The sequence below is a fragment of the Massilia sp. LMS1-1-1.1 genome (genome assembly GCF_040815535.1).
GTDB classification, from domain to species: Bacteria; Pseudomonadota; Gammaproteobacteria; order Burkholderiales; family Burkholderiaceae_D; genus Janthinobacterium; species Janthinobacterium aestuarii.
Window position 1 is genome coordinate 1865940 of record NZ_JBFPNG010000001.1, and the last position, 18850, is coordinate 1884789.

Annotated in this window: 20 protein-coding genes and 1 tRNA gene; 10 read left to right on the top strand and 11 right to left on the bottom strand. The window is 61.1% G+C overall.

Features of this window, described 5'->3' with window-relative positions; genetic code table 11:
- Position 1: 1 nt before the first annotated feature.
- The gene (locus MRBLMS1_RS08555) at positions 2 to 457 is read right to left on the bottom strand and encodes an FKBP-type peptidyl-prolyl cis-trans isomerase (protein WP_485878860.1); all 456 of its coding nucleotides are present in this window, start codon (positions 455 to 457) and stop codon (positions 2 to 4) included.
- 118 nt (positions 458 to 575) lie between these two features.
- Positions 576 to 2426: a LamG-like jellyroll fold domain-containing protein gene (locus MRBLMS1_RS08560; protein WP_485878862.1), complete on the bottom strand. Its 1851-nt coding sequence runs from the start codon at positions 2424 to 2426 to the stop codon at positions 576 to 578.
- Between the two features lie 245 nt (positions 2427 to 2671).
- On the opposite strand from MRBLMS1_RS08560, the gene radC reads away from it, so the two are divergent.
- From radC to rpmG, 3 genes are all read left to right on the top strand, one after another.
- Positions 2672 to 3346, top strand: a complete 675-nt coding sequence (radC, locus tag MRBLMS1_RS08565; RefSeq protein WP_070224500.1) for a RadC family protein — start codon at positions 2672 to 2674, stop codon at positions 3344 to 3346.
- A gap of 247 nt (positions 3347 to 3593) precedes the next feature.
- On the top strand, positions 3594 to 3830 hold the full coding sequence (gene rpmB / locus MRBLMS1_RS08570) for a 50S ribosomal protein L28 (protein ID WP_010400928.1): 237 nt from the start codon (positions 3594 to 3596) through the stop codon (positions 3828 to 3830).
- Between the two features lie 22 nt (positions 3831 to 3852).
- Positions 3853 to 4020 carry a 50S ribosomal protein L33 gene (gene rpmG, locus MRBLMS1_RS08575; RefSeq protein WP_010400929.1) on the top strand — a complete coding sequence of 56 codons (168 nt, stop codon included), beginning with the start codon at positions 3853 to 3855 and terminating at the stop codon, positions 4018 to 4020.
- 139 nt (positions 4021 to 4159) lie between these two features.
- Here rpmG and MRBLMS1_RS08580 read toward each other — a convergent pair whose 3' ends face one another.
- From MRBLMS1_RS08580 to MRBLMS1_RS08600, 5 genes are all read right to left on the bottom strand, one after another.
- The gene (locus MRBLMS1_RS08580) at positions 4160 to 5329 is read right to left on the bottom strand and encodes a DesA family fatty acid desaturase (RefSeq protein ID WP_411268328.1); all 1170 of its coding nucleotides are present in this window, start codon (positions 5327 to 5329) and stop codon (positions 4160 to 4162) included.
- A 172-nt stretch (positions 5330 to 5501) separates the two neighbouring features.
- Positions 5502 to 6860, bottom strand: coding sequence for a mechanosensitive ion channel family protein (locus tag MRBLMS1_RS08585; RefSeq protein ID WP_485878866.1), 1359 nt, complete (start codon positions 6858 to 6860; stop codon positions 5502 to 5504).
- A 125-nt stretch (positions 6861 to 6985) separates the two neighbouring features.
- Positions 6986 to 8305, bottom strand: coding sequence for an RsmB/NOP family class I SAM-dependent RNA methyltransferase (locus MRBLMS1_RS08590; protein WP_102292656.1), 1320 nt, complete (start codon positions 8303 to 8305; stop codon positions 6986 to 6988).
- A 21-nt stretch (positions 8306 to 8326) separates the two neighbouring features.
- Positions 8327 to 8935 (bottom strand): phosphoribosylglycinamide formyltransferase, encoded by a 609-nt coding sequence (purN, locus tag MRBLMS1_RS08595; protein ID WP_034747453.1) that lies wholly within the window; start codon positions 8933 to 8935, stop codon positions 8327 to 8329.
- A 156-nt stretch (positions 8936 to 9091) separates the two neighbouring features.
- Positions 9092 to 9490 carry a barstar family protein gene (locus MRBLMS1_RS08600; protein WP_034747450.1) on the bottom strand — a complete coding sequence of 133 codons (399 nt, stop codon included), beginning with the start codon at positions 9488 to 9490 and terminating at the stop codon, positions 9092 to 9094.
- 401 nt (positions 9491 to 9891) lie between these two features.
- Between MRBLMS1_RS08600 and MRBLMS1_RS08605 the strand changes: the two genes are divergently transcribed.
- From MRBLMS1_RS08605 to MRBLMS1_RS08620, 4 genes are all read left to right on the top strand, one after another.
- Positions 9892 to 10404, top strand: coding sequence for a glycine zipper 2TM domain-containing protein (locus MRBLMS1_RS08605; protein WP_128142141.1), 513 nt, complete (start codon positions 9892 to 9894; stop codon positions 10402 to 10404).
- Between the two features lie 88 nt (positions 10405 to 10492).
- Positions 10493 to 11281, top strand: coding sequence for a class I SAM-dependent methyltransferase (locus tag MRBLMS1_RS08610; RefSeq protein ID WP_034747444.1), 789 nt, complete (start codon positions 10493 to 10495; stop codon positions 11279 to 11281).
- A 47-nt stretch (positions 11282 to 11328) separates the two neighbouring features.
- The gene (locus tag MRBLMS1_RS08615; RefSeq protein WP_485878870.1) at positions 11329 to 13089 is read left to right on the top strand and encodes a GspE/PulE family protein; all 1761 of its coding nucleotides are present in this window, start codon (positions 11329 to 11331) and stop codon (positions 13087 to 13089) included.
- Between the two features lie 68 nt (positions 13090 to 13157).
- Positions 13158 to 13233, top strand: a tRNA-Lys gene (locus MRBLMS1_RS08620).
- A 71-nt stretch (positions 13234 to 13304) separates the two neighbouring features.
- Here MRBLMS1_RS08620 and MRBLMS1_RS08625 read toward each other — a convergent pair.
- Genes MRBLMS1_RS08625 through MRBLMS1_RS08640 form a run of 4 tightly spaced genes read right to left on the bottom strand, consistent with a single transcriptional unit; the run spans position 13305 to position 16069 of the window.
- On the bottom strand, positions 13305 to 14114 hold the full coding sequence (locus tag MRBLMS1_RS08625) for an aldolase/citrate lyase family protein (RefSeq protein WP_456151009.1): 810 nt from the start codon (positions 14112 to 14114) through the stop codon (positions 13305 to 13307).
- 5 nt (positions 14115 to 14119) lie between these two features.
- Positions 14120 to 14923: a 2-oxo-hept-4-ene-1,7-dioate hydratase gene (gene hpaH, locus MRBLMS1_RS08630; RefSeq protein ID WP_485878872.1), complete on the bottom strand. Its 804-nt coding sequence runs from the start codon at positions 14921 to 14923 to the stop codon at positions 14120 to 14122.
- Between the two features lie 16 nt (positions 14924 to 14939).
- The gene (locus MRBLMS1_RS08635; protein ID WP_485878874.1) at positions 14940 to 15626 is read right to left on the bottom strand and encodes a flavin reductase family protein; all 687 of its coding nucleotides are present in this window, start codon (positions 15624 to 15626) and stop codon (positions 14940 to 14942) included.
- Positions 15626 to 16069 (bottom strand): VOC family protein, encoded by a 444-nt coding sequence (locus MRBLMS1_RS08640; protein WP_456150808.1) that lies wholly within the window; start codon positions 16067 to 16069, stop codon positions 15626 to 15628. Before MRBLMS1_RS08640 ends, MRBLMS1_RS08635 begins: the two co-directional genes overlap by 1 nt.
- A gap of 172 nt (positions 16070 to 16241) precedes the next feature.
- On the opposite strand from MRBLMS1_RS08640, the gene MRBLMS1_RS08645 reads away from it, so the two are divergent.
- From MRBLMS1_RS08645 to MRBLMS1_RS08655, 3 genes are all read left to right on the top strand, one after another.
- Positions 16242 to 16805: a MarR family winged helix-turn-helix transcriptional regulator gene (locus tag MRBLMS1_RS08645; RefSeq protein WP_485878877.1), complete on the top strand. Its 564-nt coding sequence runs from the start codon at positions 16242 to 16244 to the stop codon at positions 16803 to 16805.
- Between the two features lie 88 nt (positions 16806 to 16893).
- Entirely contained in the window at positions 16894 to 18360 is a 1467-nt protein-coding gene (locus MRBLMS1_RS08650; RefSeq protein WP_485878879.1) for an NAD-dependent succinate-semialdehyde dehydrogenase, read from the top strand.
- A gap of 76 nt (positions 18361 to 18436) precedes the next feature.
- Positions 18437 to 18838: a hypothetical protein gene (locus MRBLMS1_RS08655; protein WP_485878881.1), complete on the top strand. Its 402-nt coding sequence runs from the start codon at positions 18437 to 18439 to the stop codon at positions 18836 to 18838.
- Positions 18839 to 18850: the final 12 nt, after the last annotated feature.

The window sequence follows — 18850 nt, forward strand, 5'->3', positions numbered from 1 at the left end:
CTTACAGGACCGAAATGAGCTTGACTTCAAAGCGCAGCGGCTGGCCGGCCAGCGGATGGTTGAAGTCGAACAGGGCCGAATCGTCGCGCATTTCGCGCAGCACACCGGCAAAGCGGCCGCCGCCCGGCGCGGCGAAGTCGACCAGGTCGCCGATCTTGTAGTCGGCGCCCGGCACCGAGTTTTTGTCCAGGGTAGCGCGCGAGACGGATTGCACCAGCTCGGGATTGCGCTCGCCAAAGCCTTCGCCCGCCGCCAGCTCGAACGTCTGGTGCGTGCCTTCAGGCAAGCCCAGCAGACGCTGCTCGAGGAATGGCGCCAGTTGGCCCTGTCCCAGCATCAAGGTCGCGGGATTGCCGCTGAAGGTCGTGACAATGTCAGTACCGTCAACAGTAGCAAGACGATAATGCAGGGTAAGGTAAGCCGCTTCGGTGACGACTGCTGGTTGCTCGTTGGACATAGTAGTTTTCAAGTAACTGGTGCAAAACGATATTGTAAGCCACCCTGAGCCAGCGCGCCCCATGCCATCTCGGCGCGGCCATGCTTTTGTCAAAAAACATGGCCGCGTACCCTGTCACTTATCCGACGTTGACGTACGTCAACCCGCCAGGCGTGCTCGCATGATTGCCGAAGCCCGAGCTGTCTTCCAGGTTGCCGTCCAGCTTCCAGCGCCCCACAGGCCGGTTCACGATGCCGTACTGGCCATAGTCATACACTTCCTTGGGCGTCAGCACGCGGTCGTACAGGATGACGTCCGACAACTGCCAGGCGGGCGTGCCCTGCTCCAGCGCATGCACGGGGTGGCCGATCACAAGGGGGGTGCCGGCGGCCTGCACGAATGGATTTGTCATCTTGTTGCTCTGGTACATCAGGAAATCATCGACGTACAGGCTGATGCTCCCGTCATGCTTGACAGTATAGGTGCAGCGAAACCAGCGGTTGGCAATATCCACCTGCAGGCCGTGGCCATGGCTATTGACGCCCGTACCAACACTGTTCCACATGGACAGGAACGTCTTGATATCCTGCTTGAACAGCGCCCATCCTTTCTTGTCCGCCTGATGCGCGACAAAAGCCTGCGCCTGACCAACGGTCGAGGAGAAAGCCTGCTGCCGGATACAATACGACAGTGAAAAATCCGCACTCTCGTAGCGCACGGACGAAGGCACGGTGAGCATCAGACCAGGCTGAAATTGCAAGGTCTTCGTCACGCCGAAGCAGGGCGTGGGCGGCGCCGGACGCATGGCATCTTCGCCGCGCAAGGCGTCCCAGACAGCCTTGCGTCCGTTGCTGTAGGCCGGCGTCTCGACCAGGTTCAGTCCGTCGTCCTCCATGGGTTTTCCCCCATTCCAGTCCCAATAGCATGCCAATTGCACGCCCGTACGGCGTATGGCGCTCAGCAACGCATGCAAGTTGTCTTGCCGTTCGGTATCTTGCAACGCCAGCTCCTGTTTTTTCGACAGGCAAAAGCTGCCAAGGTAATACGGCTTGCCCAAGGTATGTGCGGCACGCTGCATCACTTGCAGGTAAGCGAGCGAAGACGAAACGAAGTCGGCCGGCAAATCCGCGCTGTCACCCAGGGCGCTGCTCACATATTCATTACCCGGGAACAGGTTTTCACAAAGACAGTCGACCGGGTCCGGATTCACGAATGGCAGGGTTTCCGCAATATATTGCTGCAAGGAACCTTGACGGGGCGAAGTATGGGCAATGCCGGCATTACCGGAAGAAATCATGCGCGCCAGACCATCGTTGGCGCGCAGCAATTGCGCCGTCTCCTGGATGATTTCCCGCGTAGCGGTCAAGCTGATCCCGGTCACGCCCATCAGTTCCTGTGCGGCCATCCAGGCGGCGATGCCGGCGTGGTTGCTGTAGTGCTGCGCAAAAGCCTGCGCAAAGGCACGCATGTAGCGGCGCGTTTTCGACTGGGGATTGACCAGTGCGACCCGCGCGGCCGCGGCCTGCTCGTCTTTTGTAGCGCCCGCTGCGCCCGCCTCCCCCACCAATTGCGGCACGGCGTAGGGATTCCAGAATGGGCAGGCGATGATACCGATGCCATTGGCCAGCGCGCAATCGAGCAGCGCCGTTATGGCAAGCCAGTACGAATCTTTGATATTCACATCGGTTAGCGTGTTGTCGCTTGCGAACTTTGGCTCACCAACAACTTCGCCCCAGTTCCAATAGCCATCCTTGCCCTTGAAAGGCGCCAGCATCACCTGGAGGTACTTGAAGCCGTTGGCGGCAAGATACGGAAAATCGGTGCTGTAATCGGGATACTTCGGGTCCGGAGCGAGCGGTGCGTTAACGCTCCATTGACGGTGTTCCAGATATGCATGCGCATTGAGGCCGATGCCGCTGACCTTGCCCGTGTTGACGCCGGCGGCGTTGAACTCTTGCATGACTCCATTGATAACTTTGATGTACGGCATGACGACTCCTGTAAAACAAGTGGAAGACATTGAGTTCAGGGCCCTGACTCCCCGTCGCTGCAACTTGCATGGAATGCAACGACAGGCAAATGATAGCGCCTGAAAATACCCGGGCCGGGCATCTTGGCTTTTGTTTTTTTAGCATGACCTGACATAAAGACGAGCTAGCGCAGCATGGCCGCCCGGGGAAGGCGCGACAATCATCGGCAGGCGCCACGACCAGCTGGGCGCACCGGGGAGGCAACATGGGCATCAAGGATTGGCCAGCCGGCGAACGGCCGCGCGAACGCCTGATCGAGGATGGCGCGCAATCGCTGTCGGACGCGGAGTTGCTGGCCGTGTTCCTGCGCACCGGCGTGCGCGGCAAGAGCGCCGTGGAGCTGGCGCGCGATACGGTCGAGCACTTCGGCTCCTTGCGGGGCCTGTTTGGCGCCAGCCTCGTGAGTTTTTCTGCCGTGCACGGCATGGGCAGCGCCAAGTTTGCCCAGCTGCAAGCCGTGCTGGAATTGGCGCGGCGCGCCATCATCGAGGACTTGCAGGCGGGCCAGGCCCTCAATTCGCCGCACGCCGTCAAAGACTATTTACGCCTGACTCTGGGCAACCTGGCGCATGAAGCGTTTCACGTGTTGTTTTTGGACGTCAAGAACCGCCTGATCACGACCCAGGAAATGTTTCGCGGCACCCTCACCCACACCAGCGTGTATCCGCGCGAAGTGGTCAAGCAGGCACTGCTGCACAACGCGGCCAGCGTCATGCTCGCGCACAACCACCCGTCCGGCACGCCAGAGCCCAGCGAATCGGATCTGCTGCTCACGCGCGCGCTGGCGCAAGCGTTGTCGCTGGTGGACGTGCGCATCCTCGACCATTTCGTCGTGGCCGGGCGACAGGTGCATTCGTTTGCGGAACATGGGCAAATCTAGGCCAGAGCCCGCCCCACCGCAGTTAACCATGTGTAAACAAGGACATACGTGACAAGGGCAACAGGCTTATCTAGCAGTAAACAACGCTGTTTACCAGTGCTTTCCCCTATGAGGAAGGGTAAAAGTCAAATTGTTAAATTATTTCAATACAACATGACACAATTGTTTTTCGCAAGTCATTGATAAATCGGCTTATTTTGGATATACTCTCGTTTTTCCAATTTGGAATATCTTTAAGGAGTGCGCCATGGCACGTGTTTGCCAAGTCACTGGGAAGAAGCCGATGGTCGGCAACAATGTTTCCCATGCAAACAACAAAACCAAACGTCGTTTTTTGCCTAACTTGCAGAATCGTCGTATTTTTGTTGAATCTGAAAACCGCTGGGTCTCCCTGCGTTTGTCCAACGCCGGTCTGCGCGTCATCGATAAAGTCGGCATCGACGCCGTATTGGTCGATATGCGCGCTCGTGGCGAAAAAGTCTAATTAGCAGAATAAGGGAGCTATCATGGCAAAATCAGGCCGCGACAAAATCAAGTTAGAATCGACCGCCGGTACGGGTCACTTCTACACGACCACCAAAAACAAGCGTACGACGCCTGCAAAAATGGAGATCATGAAATTCGATCCTAAAGCACGCAAGCACGTAACGTACAAAGAAACCAAAATCAAGTAATTGATATTGTGTTCTGTAAAAAGAGCCGCTCTGATGAGCGGTTTTTTTTCGCCCTGATTTTCGGCCGACTCTCTTCACCTTTGTCGCGACGAAAAAAAAGCCCCGGAAACCAGGGCTTTTATCTGCTGCGGCAGCTTACTTATGCATAACTGCGCAGGCGCAACGAGAAATCCTGCAGCGACTTGATGCCCGACGCTTCGGCGCGCGTGCACCAGTCTTGCAGCTTTTGCAGCAATTGCTCGCGCGTAAAGTGGGAACGCTCCCAGATCGCGCCCAGTTCCACGCGCATGTGGTGCATGGTTTCCAGCGCCTTGCTGTGCTGGAACAGTTCCGACAGCTGTTCGTGATGCGCATCGGCCAGCTTGCCAGGTTCGCGCTGCATCAGCTTGCGCGACGATTTCAGGAAGCGTTTTTCCAGCTCGGCCTTGTGTTTCAGGTGTTCCAGCTCTTCCTTCCAGGCATGCTTGATCGATTTTGCATACTTGGCCATCACGTCGTAGCGGTTGGCGATGACGGACTGCAAGGTCTCGAAGTCCGCTTCCAGCTTGCCGTGCGAAAACTTCGGTTCTGGCGCCAGCTTTTTCACCTTGGCCAGGCCCAGCATTTCCAGCGCGCGGATATACGCCCAGCCGATATCGATTTCATACCATTTCGACGACAGCTTGGCCGACGTCGCATAGGTATGGTGATTGTTGTGCAACTCTTCGCCGCCAATCAAGATGCCGAAAGGAATGATGTTGGTGGCCGCGTCGGCGCAGTCGTAGTTGCGGTAGCCCCAGTAGTGGCCGATGCCGTTGATGATGCCGGCCGCCGTGATCGGGATCCACATCATTTGCACGGCCCACACGGAAATGCCGATCACGCCGAACAGGGCGAAGTTCACGAAGAACAGGATCACCACGCCCAGCCAGCTGTATTTGGTGTACAGATTGCGCTCGATCCAGTCCGTCGGCGTGCCATGGCCGTACTTAGTCATGGTTTCCATGTTCTTCGATTCAGCGCGGTACAGCTCGGCGCCTTCCCAGAACACTTTCTTGATGCCGCGCGTCACGGGGCTGTGCGGATCTTCTTCCGTATCGCACTTGGCATGGTGCTTGCGGTGGATGGCGGCCCACTCCTTGGTGACCTGGCCCGTCGTCAGCCACAGCCAGAAACGGAAGAAATGGCTGGGCAGCGCATGCAATTCCAGCGCCCGGTGGGCCTGGTGGCGGTGCAGGTAAATCGTGACGCTGGCGATCGTGATGTGGGTGACCACCATGGTATACAGGAAAACTTGCCATGCGGACAGATCGGTAATGCCAGTTGCCATGAACTGCAAAACGTCGTGTAAAACGGAACTCAATGTCATTACTACTACTCCAAGTGGACAGGGCGTGCGCACGGTCGCTCCAGTGACTCTGGAGGTCCGGCAGAGTTAATTTTAGGCGTGATTGTACGCCCTAATGGGTGCTATCAGGCAAAATCGGAGGCAGGCAGCGAGGTTAAGGCTGGGTGCCGGATGGCGTGGACTCACCGTCTGCAGCGCTGGCAAGCGGGGCAGGAGGCGTACCAACAATACGCAGTTCGCGTTGCGGAAACGGTACAGTGACCTTATGTTCCTGCAAGGTGCGCCAGATGGCGCGGTTCACATTCGACTTCACGCCGCCCGTGCCGTTTTCCGGATCCGCGATCCAGAAGCCGATCTGCACATCGAGGCCGTCGGCGCCGAAACGCACGAGGGTAGCCGATGGCGGATTGCTTTGCGACACACGCGGCACCTTGGCGGTCGCCTCTTCCAGCAAGGGGAAGATGACGTCCAGGTCCGTTTCGTACCCCACCGACACGGCCGTCGACAGCCAGACCATGCGGTTGCTCAGCGACATGTTCTGCACGCCGCCGGAAATCAGCATTTCATTGGGCACGATGGATTCAACCCCATCGCCACCCAATAACACAGTATAGCGCGTATTGATCTGCGTGACCTTGCCCGTAAATTGACCGACCGTGATCATGTCGCCGATGGTCAGGCTGCGGTCGAGCAGGATGATGAAACCGGAGACGAAGTTCGCGGCGATCTTTTGCAAGCCAAAGCCCAGCGCCACGCCGAAGGCGCCGCCAAACACGGACAGCACCGTCAGATCGATACCCACCAGCGACAGGCTGACCAGCACGGAAACAAGGATCAGCACGGCGCGCCCCATGCGCGACAGCACCACGCGCAAGGACGTGTGCAGGCCCTGCATTTTCATCAGGCGCTCGTCGAGCGAGGTACCGGCCCACATGGCCAGCACCAGCAGCACGGCCACGGAAATAGCGGCTTGCAAGATGGCAGCCACGGACACCTTGTTGCGTCCCAGCGGCACGACGATGCTTTCCAGGAAGGTATGCAGTTCCGGCCACAGGCCTGTGATGTACAGGGCCATGCCGGCCCATACAACGATCGTGAAGATCTTTTCCAGCAGCAACATGGTGGGGCTGATATCGCCATGGCGGGCAAAAATGCGGCGCAGCACGTAAAAACCGAAGCGCACCAGCGCCATCGACGTGCACAGGGGGATGGCAATGCTGAGCAGATTCACCGACTGGAACTTGGCCAGGAAATGCTGTGCAATACCCAGCAGCATGGCCGCCAGCACGGGCGTCAGGATGCGGATAAAGCTATCCGTGCGCTGCAGGGTTTCCGGCGTGGCAGGCGTCGCGGCCGCTTCCGCCCGCTGGTGCAGAAACACGCGCAACTGCCGCACCAGCAGCCAGCTCAGGGCCAGGCAGGCAACGATCGCCAGCGCCTGCCACAAGATGGCCGGTTGACGGAAATCGTCGACAAAGTCAGTGATCAGGTTGAGCAGCGGGGTTTCATTCATGGCGGATGGAATCTGGAAGGTGGTGCGGGAAAACAAACGGGCGGGGTGCCCACAGCCTGCGCCAGACTGGCTGGCGCAAGTGCATGGCCACCGCTGCGATGCTGCAGCGATGGCCCGTGACAAACTTATTCAGCTTGTTCAGCGTCAACGTCGTCGGCCGGCTTTTCATCGGCGTAGACTTTTTTCGGCATGACCTTGCGCTCGAACACGGCGGCGAAGAAGCCGTCGGTCTGGTGCAAGTGCGGCAACAATTTCAGGTAGTCGCCCATTTCCAGCTCGATCTTCTGTTCCGCCAGCACCTTGTTCATCGGCACCAGGGTGAAGTCTGGATGGGCCGCCAGGAATTGCTCGGCGATAAAATCGTTTTCTTCGTTCAGGAAGCTGCAGGTGGCGTACACCAGGCGGCCGCCGCCCTTGACGAGGCGCGCCGCGCCGGCCAGGATGGCTGCCTGCTTGGCTTGCAGTTCGACGATCGAGTTCGGCTGCTGGCGCCATTTCACGTCCGGATTGCGGCGCAGGGTGCCCAGGCCGCTACATGGAGCATCGACCAGCACGCGGTCGATCTTGCCGGCCAGACGCTTGATCTTGGCATCGCGCTCATGCGCGATCTGCACCGGATGCACGTTCGACAGGCCGCTGCGGGCCATGCGTGGCTTCAGCTTGGCCAGACGCTTTTCCGACACGTCGAATGCGTACAAACGGCCCGTGTTGCGCATCAGTGCGCCCAATGCGAGCGTCTTGCCGCCCGCGCCGGCACAGAAATCAACGACCATTTCGCCGCGCTTGGCGCCGACGATTTGCGACAGGATCTGGCTGCCTTCATCTTGCACTTCGATGGCGCCGCTCTGGAACAATGGCAGGTTTTGCAACGATGGCTTCTTGATCACGCGCAAGCCCAGCGGCGCATATGGCGTTGGCGTGCTGAGGATCGGCGCTTCGGCCAGGGCCAGCATCACGTCGTCACGCGTAGCCTTGAGCGAGTTCACGCGCAAGTCCAGCGGCGCCGGCGCATTCAGCGCATCGGCCAGCTTCATGGTTTCCGCTTCGCCGAACTGGGCGATCAGCTTGTCGAACAGCCAGGTCGGCATGTTGGCGCGCATGTTCGACGGCATCAGGCTGCGGTCGATCTGCGTGATGCGTTCCAGCCATTCCACTTCTTCTTCCGTCAGGCCGCCCAGCGAATCGGCGCCCACCGCTTCGGCCAGGCCAAGGATGGTCAAACGGCGCATGGTCGGGCCACTGCCCGCTTCGGCAAAGTCCGTGAAGAACGATTTGTTGCGCAGGACGGCATAGATGCCTTCGGCAATGGCGCCGCGTTCGCGCGAACCGAGGCGCGGATGGTCGCGGAAATAGCGCGACAGGGTGGTGTCGGCCGGGGCGGTGAAACGTAAAATTTCGCGCAATACTTCTTCAGCATTGGCAAGTATCGCTGGTGGCAATCTCATTGTTATTCTTTCTGTAATATTTTATTGAGGGTCCACGCGGACCTGGCCATGCTCGACTGACAGTTTATCGTCAATGAACAGGCGGATGGCGCGCGGGTAAAGCAGATGTTCCTGTACCAGCACGCGCGCCGATAAGCTCTCTTCTGTGTCACCTGGCAAGACGGGGACTTTCGCGCTTGCCACGGCCGGGCCATGATCGAGCTCGGCAGTCACGAAATGCACGGTCGCGCCGTGTTCCGTTACACGAGCCTCGAGCGCCTGGCGGTGTGTCGCCATGCCCGGGAACAACGGCAGCAGCGACGGATGGATATTGAGCATGCGCCCCGCGTAATGCTCGACGAAGGGCGGCGTCAGGATGCGCATGAAACCGGCCAGCACGACCAAGTCGGGGGCAAAACCGTCGATCACGGCTTGCAGCGCCGCATCGAACTGTTCGCGGCTGGCATAATCCTTGTTGGCAACGACTGCGGTCGCTATCCCATGTTCCGCGGCAAAAACCAATCCCTGGGCATCGGCCCGGTTACTGATGACGGCGGCAATACGGGCTGGCCATTGCTCGGCTTGCGCCGCGCGTACGACCGCTTCCATGTTGCTGCCGCGTCCGGAAATGAGGATAACGATATTTTTCATAGCGCGCATTGTACCCGCTATGGCGATGCGAACCAAGAAAGGCCGGCGATATTGTTGCGCCGCAACATACTCGCACAACAAGCGCTTTCGCCGGACAATGCTGTCTGCCAAGCGGGAAAAAGGCTGATTTTACGCTACCGCAACGAGAGTAAGTGCTTACTCGAACGAATAGAAGACGCGGAACGGGACTTTCTTCTCGGCCCAGTAGTCGGCCGCGTCGCGGAACACGTCGAGCAGGATCTCGCGCGCTTCCTTGTCGAATTTTTGCGTATTTGGCAATTGCTCGAGCACCACCAGGAAACCCGTCTGCGTGCCCGCCTTGAACATGGTGTCCGTCAGGCACAGGCGCAGGGCATCGAAATTCTTCGCCAGGTTTTTCGGGAACAGGAATGCTTCTGCAATAATGCCGATGACTTGTTGTTTGGTCTGTCCAGCGTTGCAATGCGCATATAAAAAGTGCTGCCCGAGACGGATCGCCTCGTCTTGTAATTCGGTCACGCGAAAGGCACGGATGGACTGGACAAGGTTGGGCGGCACGGTTAGTAACAAACTCATTTTTCCCTCAAATCGACCTGTTATGTATGGATCTCTTCTAGCTGCTCTTCTTATTGCATCCCCGCACGCGGGTCAATGCGCACGCGGTGATTCGATCTGTATCAACTTTTATGCGATTCAGTGCGATTTTATATAAGCCATACGCGTATTAGGGTAACGTGTTGTCCTGCATGAATCAACCCGAATATGATGTCAAACGCAAGATTTGTTACAAACCGCTGGTTTCAAGTCATTTCAACATCTTGTATCGATTGAAAGTGCATGTTACAGACTGTGGGGCAAGGGACTTGGGCTGTTACATTTTGTTGCCAGCCGAAACACTTGCCCCGGTCTGGCGGGATTACTATAGTCCCAAGTTGTAAAAAATACCCTGAAAGATTCTCTAGATAACGAGGTTACAAATGAACTTGCAAGCCAAATTGATGATGTCAGCCCTTTGTATCGGTGCATTGCCACTCGCCCAGGCCGCCGACTTTGAAGATTTCGGCAAGGTCGTGCGCGTCGTGCCGCAAGTGGAACAGATCAACCGTCCACGCCAGGAATGCCGTACGGAATACGTGCAAGTCCAGGCGCCGCCGCAACAGCGCAGCGCTGGCGGCTCCATCGTCGGCGGTATCGCAGGCGCCCTGCTCGGCAGCCAGGTCGGTAGCGGCAATGGCCGCACGGCCGCCGCCGCTGCTGGCGCGATTGCCGGCGCCGTCGTCGGCGACCGCGTCGACAACCAGAACAATTACCAGGGCGGCATGCAGGAACAAGCCGTCAAGCAATGCCGCCAGGTCGATCACTGGGAATCGCGCAACAATGGCTATCAAGTCACCTACGACTACCGCGGCCGCAACTACACGAGCATCATGTCCTACGATCCGGGCGAGCGCATCCGTCTGCGTGTATCGATCGAGCCCGCTCAGCAATAAGCGGCCCATACCATGCCAGCCCCAGTGGCTGGCATTTTTTATGGCGCCCCGGCACGGGCTATAATGCGGCACACTTTCAGGCCGCCTTATGCTTATCAAACGAAAATCCATCGAACAAGTCGAATCTTCGCGCCCCGCGCGCAAGCCCCGCTACGCCCCTGTCACCCTGTCGGAAATGGATGGCGTGCGCTATCTGCATTTCGGCACGGAATGGGTGCAGGGCGCCATGCGCATCCGCAAGCCGGACTGGCCGGAACTCGAATACGCGCAGCAAATGATGGCGTGGATGCTGTGGATCGAGCAGCCGCAGCGTATCGCCCAGCTGGGCCTGGGCACGGCCGCGCTGACCAAGTTCTGCTACCGCCAGTTTCCGCAGGCGCAAGTCGAGGCCATCGAACTGAACCCGTCCGTCATCACCATCTGCGAATCGATGTTCAAGCTGCCGCCCAACGATGAGCGCCTGCACGTGCGCGAGATGGATGCGCTCGACTACGTCAACGACGACGCCAATCACGGCACCCTGGACGCCCTGCAGGTGGACTTGTATGACGCCACGGCGCGCGGTCCCGTGCTCGATAGCGCCGATTTCTATACCGCCTGCTGCGCCTGCCTGGCGCCGCACGGCATCATGACCGTCAACCTGTTTGGCGACCACCCCAGCTACGCGAAAAACATCAAGGCGATGAAGTTTGCGTTTGAACAGGTGATCTGCCTGCCGGAAGTCCATGATGGGAACGTGGTGGCGATCGCGTTCAAGACGAAAGTGGCACTCGATGCCGAAGCGCAAGCCGCTCTGCTCGAGCGCGCCAAGCAGATCGTCGCCGAGACCAAGCTGCCCGCCAAGTCCTGGGTCAAGGGCATCGTCAGCACCCTGTAACCGCCGGTCTGCCCAGGCATGGCCGGCAGCCTGGAAAGGCACCGGCCATGCCCGTTTCCCCTCCTCCCACCTCTGCCGACACGCCGCTGGAACTGCCGCAACTGCTGGCCTGGCTGCAGGAAGACGGCTTGCTCGATGCGGCGCAAGCGGCAGTCGTCCAGGCCCAGGCCGCCCTGTTGCCGGCGCCGGCCCTGCATCCGCTGTGCAGCATCGCCCACGGCGCACTCACGCTCGACACCCTGTGCGCCTGGCTGGCGCAACGTTCGAGCTTGCCGTATGTGCGCATCGATCCCCTGCACATCGATTTCAGCCAAGTGGCCGACGTCATGACGGCCGGCTATGCGGCCCGTTTCAACATCCTGCCAGTGGAAAGCACGCATGACCGCATCGTCATCGCCACGGCCCAGCCATATGCGCTCGCCTGGCAGGCGCAATTGGGAAACCTGGCACCGCGCAAGCTGAGCCTGGTCATCGCCAACCCGCTGCACATCGCCGACGCCATCGCGCAATTTTTCAGCCTGGCCAGTTCCGTCAAGGTAGCCCGGCAAGCGTCCACGCAAGACCTGGCGCTGCGCCACAATTTCGAACAACTGGTGGAACTGGGGCGCAACAAGACCAGCCTCGACGCCAACGACCAGCACGTCGTACGCATCGTCGACTGGCTGTGGCAATACGCGTTTGCCCAGCGCGCTTCCGACATTCATCTGGAACCGAAGCGCGACGCGGGCCTCGTGCGCCTGCGCATCGACGGCCGCCTGCACCAGGCCTATCAGCTGCCGCCCGTGGTATTGCTGGCCATGACGGCGCGCATCAAGTTACTCGGGCGCATGGACGTGGTGGAAAAACGCCGCCCGCAAGATGGCCGCATCAAGACGCGCAATGCGCAGGGCCAGGAAATCGAGCTGCGCCTGTCGACCTTGCCTACGGCCTTCGGCGAAAAACTCGTCATGCGCATCTTCGACCCCGAAGTGGCCGTCAAGAGCCTGTTTGACCTGGGCTTTCCGCCGGCGGATGCCGAACGCTGGCGCCAGCTGACGGCGCGCACGCACGGCATCGTGCTGGTGACGGGTCCTACCGGCTCGGGCAAGACCTGTACCCTGTACAGCACCTTGAAGGCGCTGGCCAGCAGCGAAGTCAATGTGTGCACGGTGGAAGACCCCATCGAAATGGTCGAGCCGGCCTTCAACCAGATGCAGGTGCAAACCCAGGCCGGCATCGAACTGTCGTTTGCCGATGGCGTGCGGGCACTGATGCGGCAAGATCCCGACATCATCATGGTGGGAGAGATCCGCGACCTGGCCACGGCCGAGATGGCCATCCAGGCGGCGCTGACGGGACACCTGGTGTTGTCGACCCTGCACACCAACGACGCGCCCTCGGCCGTCATGCGCCTGCTGGAACTGGGTTTGCCCGCCTACCTGCTGGAAGCGTGCCTGATCGGCGTGCTGGCGCAGCGCTTGCTGCGCTGCCTGTGCGCGGGTTGCAAACAGCTGGACGCCGCCCCGGAAGTCGCGGCATGGCAACGCCTGACGGGCGGCCAGCTGGAGCGGCCGGCCGCCGCGTACCGCCCCGTCGGTTGCGCACTGTGCCGGCATAGCGGCTACCTGGGGCGCGCCGGCATTTATGAACTGCTGAGCGTGACGCAAACATTCGGTCAGCTGGTCAAGGCCGGCGCCGACCTGCACGCGCTGCGCCGCCAGAGCATCCTCGACGGCATGACGCCACTGCGCATCGCCGGCGCGCGCAAAATCATCGATGGCACAACCAGCATCGACGAAGTGCTGAAACTCACGGCAGCCCTGCATTAGCAGGCCAGCACTTTCTCGCAGGAATGCTTTGCATTCTTTTTCAACTGATATATAATGCGGCCTCTTTCGGGTCGTTAGCTCAGCTGGTAGAGCAGCGGACTTTTAATCCGTTGGTCGCAGGTTCGAATCCCGCACGGCCTACCACGAATGCGCAGTACTAAAAAGCCCATCCTCACGGATGGGCTTTTTTCGTTTTCATCTCGCAATACTGCCATCTAATACACTTGCCCCTCGCGCGGCAACATGGCGGCAGGCATGGCACGGTAGCGTACCGCCAGCGCCTGCGCGCCCTGCGCCAGCAGCGATACATCCGTGCCGACGGCAACGAACAGTGCCCCCAGCGCGATGTAGCGCCGCGCCAACGCCTCGGCCCCCATCAGGATGCCGGGCGCCTTGCCATGCGCGGCAATGGTGGCGATGGCCGCCTCAATCGCCTGCTGCACTTCGGAGTGCAAGGGATTGCCCAAATGACCCATGTCGGCCGCCAGGTCCGCCGGGCCGATGAAGACGCCGTCGACGCCGTCCGTGCGGCAGATATCGTCCAGTGCGGCGAGGCCGGCGAGGCTCTCCACCTGCAACAGCACGCACACGCCATCGTTCGCCCGCGCCAGGTAGTCCGGCTGCCGATTCCAGCCCGAGGCACGCGCCAGGGCAGCGCCCACGCCGCGCCGCCCCTGCGGCGGGTAGCGGCAGGCGGCTACGGCGCGCGCCGCCTGCTCGCCGCTGTCGATCATGGGAATGAGCACGGTGGTGGCACCGATGTCGAGCAGGCGCTTGAGCTCCACGGAGTCGTCGGAGCCGCTGCGTACCACGGCGTGCACGCTGTGCCCGGCCAACGCCTGCAGCTGCGCCAGAATGGCGTCGACGGTATTGGGCGCATGTTCGCTGTCGATCAGCAGCCAGTCGAAACCGCTGCCGCCCAGCACGTCGGCTGTGTAGGCATTGGCCAGGCCCAGCCACAAGCCCGTTTGCAACCGGCCTTCGCGCAGGGCCAGCTTGAAGCCGTTGTGCGCCGCCAGTTCCATGCCGCTCATACGAAACTGCAGGCGACGCTGCCCAGCTGGCCATAATCGGCATGGAAGACATCGCCGCGCCGCGCATACACGGGACGCGTAAACGAACCGCTGAGGATGACCTGTCCCGCCTCCAGCGCCACGCCATGCGCCGCCAGCCGGTTGGCCAGCCACACGACGCCGTTGGCCGGATGGTTCAGCACGCCGGCAGCCAGGCCCGTTTCTTCGATGACGGCGTTGCGCGACAAGATGGCGCCGACCCGGCGCAAGTCCAGCGCATCAACGCGCACGGGACGCCCGCCCATCACCACGCCAGCATTGGCGGCATTGTCGGCGATGGTGTCGAATACCTTGCGCGGCCTGCCGCTGGCGCCGTCGACCTGCTCGGAGCGGGCGTCGATGATTTCCAGCGCCGGCTCCACGTAGCGCACGGCATCGAGCACGTCGAACAGGCTGACGTGCGGCCCTTGCAGGCGCTTGCCGAGAATGAAGGCAAGTTCCACCTCCACGCGCGGCACGATGAAACGTTCAGTGGGAATGGCCGCGCCATCGTCCCAGAACATATCGTCGAGCAGCGCGCCGAAATCGGGCTCCTCGATCTGCGACGCCATCTGCATGGCGCGCGAGGTCAGGCCGATCTTGTGGCCCACCAGGGTACGCCCGTCCGCCAGCTTCATGTCCACCCAGCGACGCTGGATGCGGTAGGCGTCGGCGATGTCGATCTGCGGATGCTCCAGCGATATCTGGCGTATCTGTTGTCTGCTGCGCTCCGCCTGGTACAGGCGGCGAGCCAACTGCTCTATCAATGCAGGTTCCAGCATGTGCTTTCCTTGGTAGTTATGACTGCGATTGCTGGCCGGGAACGCCGGCCAGGTAGTCCTGCGCCTCGCCGGCGGCCTGCATCTGGCGCCAGCGCTCCGGCGTCGGCGTCGGCATCTGGAATGCCTGGCCGATGCCGCAGTACCAGCCCGGGTTGTGCAGGCGGGCGATCAGCTGCATGGGTGCGGGGTCGATGTACAGGCGCGCGCTGTCGCTGACAGCGGCGTCCATCACGTGCATGCCGGCGATATCGGCCAGCACCAGGGTACGCCGCCCATCGATGTCGATCAGTTGGCGCGTGCGGCATTCGAACGAGGCCGGACTGTCCGCCAGGCGCGGCACTGCCACTTGGCGGCTGGGCGCCAGCGCCAGCTGCGCTTCCAGCGATTCATCCACATCCGCGTCGAAATCGATGGCCGTCACGTTCATGCGCCGCGCCAGCGGGCGCGACACCAGGTTGACGACGAACTCGCCGCGCGCGGCGATATTAGCCGCCGTGTCCTTGGGCTTGCCGTTGCGCGCGCCGATGCACAGGCACAACAGCGGCGGATCGCCCGACATCAGGTTGAAAAACGAAAAGGGCGCCACGTTGACGGCGCCGTGCCCATCGAGCGAAGTGACCCAAGCGATAGGCCGTGGAATGATGGTGGCGTGCAGCAACTTGTTGCGGCCGGCCCCATCGAGCGTGTCGAGGTCGAAATACATCAGCGATCCACGGACGCCGGCTTGGCGATGCCGGGACGGCGCGCATTTTTCTGGTGCAGCTCGACCATGTTGCCGGCCGGGTCGTGGATGAACAGCTGCTTCAGGCTGGGCGAAGCGACGTTGTCGAGCGTGAAGTAGGCGATGCCGCGACGCTGCAATTCGGCTTCCGCTGCCTGCACGTCTTCCACACCCACGGCGATATGGTTGTTGACGGGATCCAGGCCCGGCCCCTTGGCATACGGCGACGGGCCATCACTGCCCAGTATGTGCAGCTGCGTGCCGTTCGGCAGGTTGATCCAGTAGCCCTGGATGCCGGGGATATGCCATCGCGTCTCATCCTGCGGCAGGGCCAGCAAGCCGTGATAGAACGCCAGCATCTGCTCGGCCTGCGCATTGCTGACGCCAAAGCCGACATGGTGCAACTCCAATACCTTGATACCCATCTTGTCTCCTCATTCATCATTGACAAACCGGCCTCGCCGGCCGCTCTTTTAAAATATAGTACGTCTAGCGTACTAAGTCAACATACTACGTTAGACGTATTATTTTCAACACACTTCGCCATCATCGGCGAACGATTTATAATCGGCCATCTTTCCCTGCCCCGATGCCGCCATGACCGCACGCCCACGCAATACCGAATCGATCACGCCGCCAGCGGCGCGTAGCGCCGAACAGGCACTGTCGCCCCACCTGGAGCTAATGAAAAAGACGGCGCGGCGCGGCACCGACCGCCAGATGGCGGTCACCGGCATGCTGATGCTGTGGCTCGGCGACGACATCAACGCCGCCGTGAATGGCGCACTGGCGGCGCACGGCGTATCGGAGAATAAACTCGATATCCTGATGCTGTTCGACCTGGCGGAGCGAGGCCTGCTGGAAGTCGAGGCCCTGACGCCATCCTTCATCTCCGCCTACTTTGGCGTGACCCGCTCCAGCGTGACGGGCCTGATCGACTGGCTGGAACAGCGCGAACTACTGGCGCGCAAGGCGCGCGAGGAAGACCGCCGCAGCCTGCGCCTGGAGCTGACCCAGCAGGGACGCGACCTGCTGCACGGCGCCATGCCCGACTTCTGGCACGCTTGCGCCGACATAGTCTCGCCGCTCAGCGCAGCGGAGCGCGAAGCGCTGCACCTGTCGCTGAGCAAGATCTGGCTGCACCAGAAACAGAAAAAATAAACGCCCCCCCCATCCAGAAAATGTGCTTGACAAATAATAGTACGGCAGGCGTACTATAAAAAGGAACATTCACCGATGGAGGAGACCCATGCTACATCCCGCGCTACAACTGAACGACCCCACCCTGCTGCGCCAGCAGGCATATATCGACGGCCGCTGGTGCGATGCCGACGACGGCGCCACCATCGGCGTCACGAATCCGGCTACCGGCGAACTGCTGGGCAGCGTGCCGAAGATGGGCGCGGCCGAAACGCGGCGCGCCATCGGTGCGGCCGAAGCGGCCTGGTCGGCATGGCGCAAGCAGACGGCGCAGGCGCGCAGCACCATCCTGCGCCGCTGGCATGGGCTGGTGCTGCAGCATGCAAACGACCTGGCGCGCATCATGACGGCCGAACAGGGCAAGCCGCTGGCCGAGGCAACTGGGGAAATCGCCTACGCGGCCTCGTTCATCGAATGGTTTGCCGAAGAAGCCAAGCGGGTCAGCGGCGAAACCCTGGCTTCGCCCGCCACCGACAAGCGCTTGCTCGTGACCAAGGAGGCGATTGGCGTGTGTGCAGCCATCACGCCGTGGAACTTCCCCTCTGCCATGGTCACACGCAAGGCCGCTCCCGCGCTGGCGGCCGGCTGCAGCATGGTCCTGAAACCGGCCGAGGCGACGCCATATTCGGCCCTGGCGCTGGCCGTGCTGGCCGAGCGGGCTGGCGTGCCGCCAGGCGTCTTCAATGTACTGACGGGCGCCTCGCGCGCCATCGGCGGCGAACTGACCGCCAATCCCGTCGTACGCAAACTGACGTTCACCGGCTCGACGGAAGTGGGCAGGATACTGATGCAGCAGTGCGCGCCTACGGTCAAGAAGCTGTCGCTGGAACTGGGCGGCAATGCCCCCTTCATCGTCTTCGGGGACGCCGACCTGGACGCCGCAGTGGAAGGCGCCATTGCCTCGAAATTCCGCAACGCGGGCCAGACCTGCGTGTGCGCCAACCGCCTGTACGTCCACGACGCCATCTACGATATCTTCGCGCACAAACTGGCGGCCGCCGTGGCCGGCATGACAGTGGGCAACGGCATGCACGCGGGCGTTGCGCAAGGTCCGCTGATCGATTTGCGCGCCGTGGGAAAAATCGAGGCACACATCGCCGACGCCACGGAAAAGGGCGCGCGCCTGCTGACCGGCGGGCGTCGCCATGCGCTGGGCGGCAGCTTTTTCGAACCCACTGTGCTGGCCGGCGTCACTGCGGACATGCGTGTGGCGCACGAGGAAACCTTCGGCCCGCTGGCACCCCTGTTCCGCTTCCACACGGACGACGAGGTGCTGGCCCAGGCGAATGCGACCGAATTCGGCCTGGCCAGCTATTTTTATACACGCGATATCGGCCGCATGTGGCGCATCGCGGAAGGCCTGGAAAGTGGCATGGTGGGCGTCAACACGGGCGCCATCTCGAACGAGGTGGCGCCATTCGGCGGCGTCAAGCAGTCCGGCCTGGGACGCGAAGGATCGCACTACGGCATCGACGACTACCTTGTGATCAAGTACCTGTGCATAGGCGGCGTATAGCGTGGCGGGGGATGCGGCAAGTGTGGGTATACTGGCCCATCCCATTCCATCCCATGCCGATCCGGAAAGACATGCCGTGAAACTTGCCCCCCTGCTGTTCCCCGCCCTGCTGCTGTGTGCACAAGCCCAGGCGCAGCCACCCATCGTGCTCGACGGCCAGTACAGTGCGCGCACGGACGAGATGAGCTTGGAGATCATCGGCAACCGCGTCTGCTTCGCGCCCGACAAGGCGCAATGGGGCCGTCTGCCCCGGCCTGCCGCCACGCACGATGCGTGGTTTTGTTTCAGCAACGATGGCGAGGCGCGCCGGCTGCTGCGCGTGCCCGCACGCCAGGCCGACAATTGCGGCTGGCAGGCGCGTGCGCGCATCGTCATCGACAGCTATCAGCCATATGTGGAGCAAGGCGACGGCAACGACATGGCGCGCCTGGCGTCGGTCATCAAAGTGGCGCAGCCGAACGCCATCGCCTGCGAATAATCAGTTCAGTTC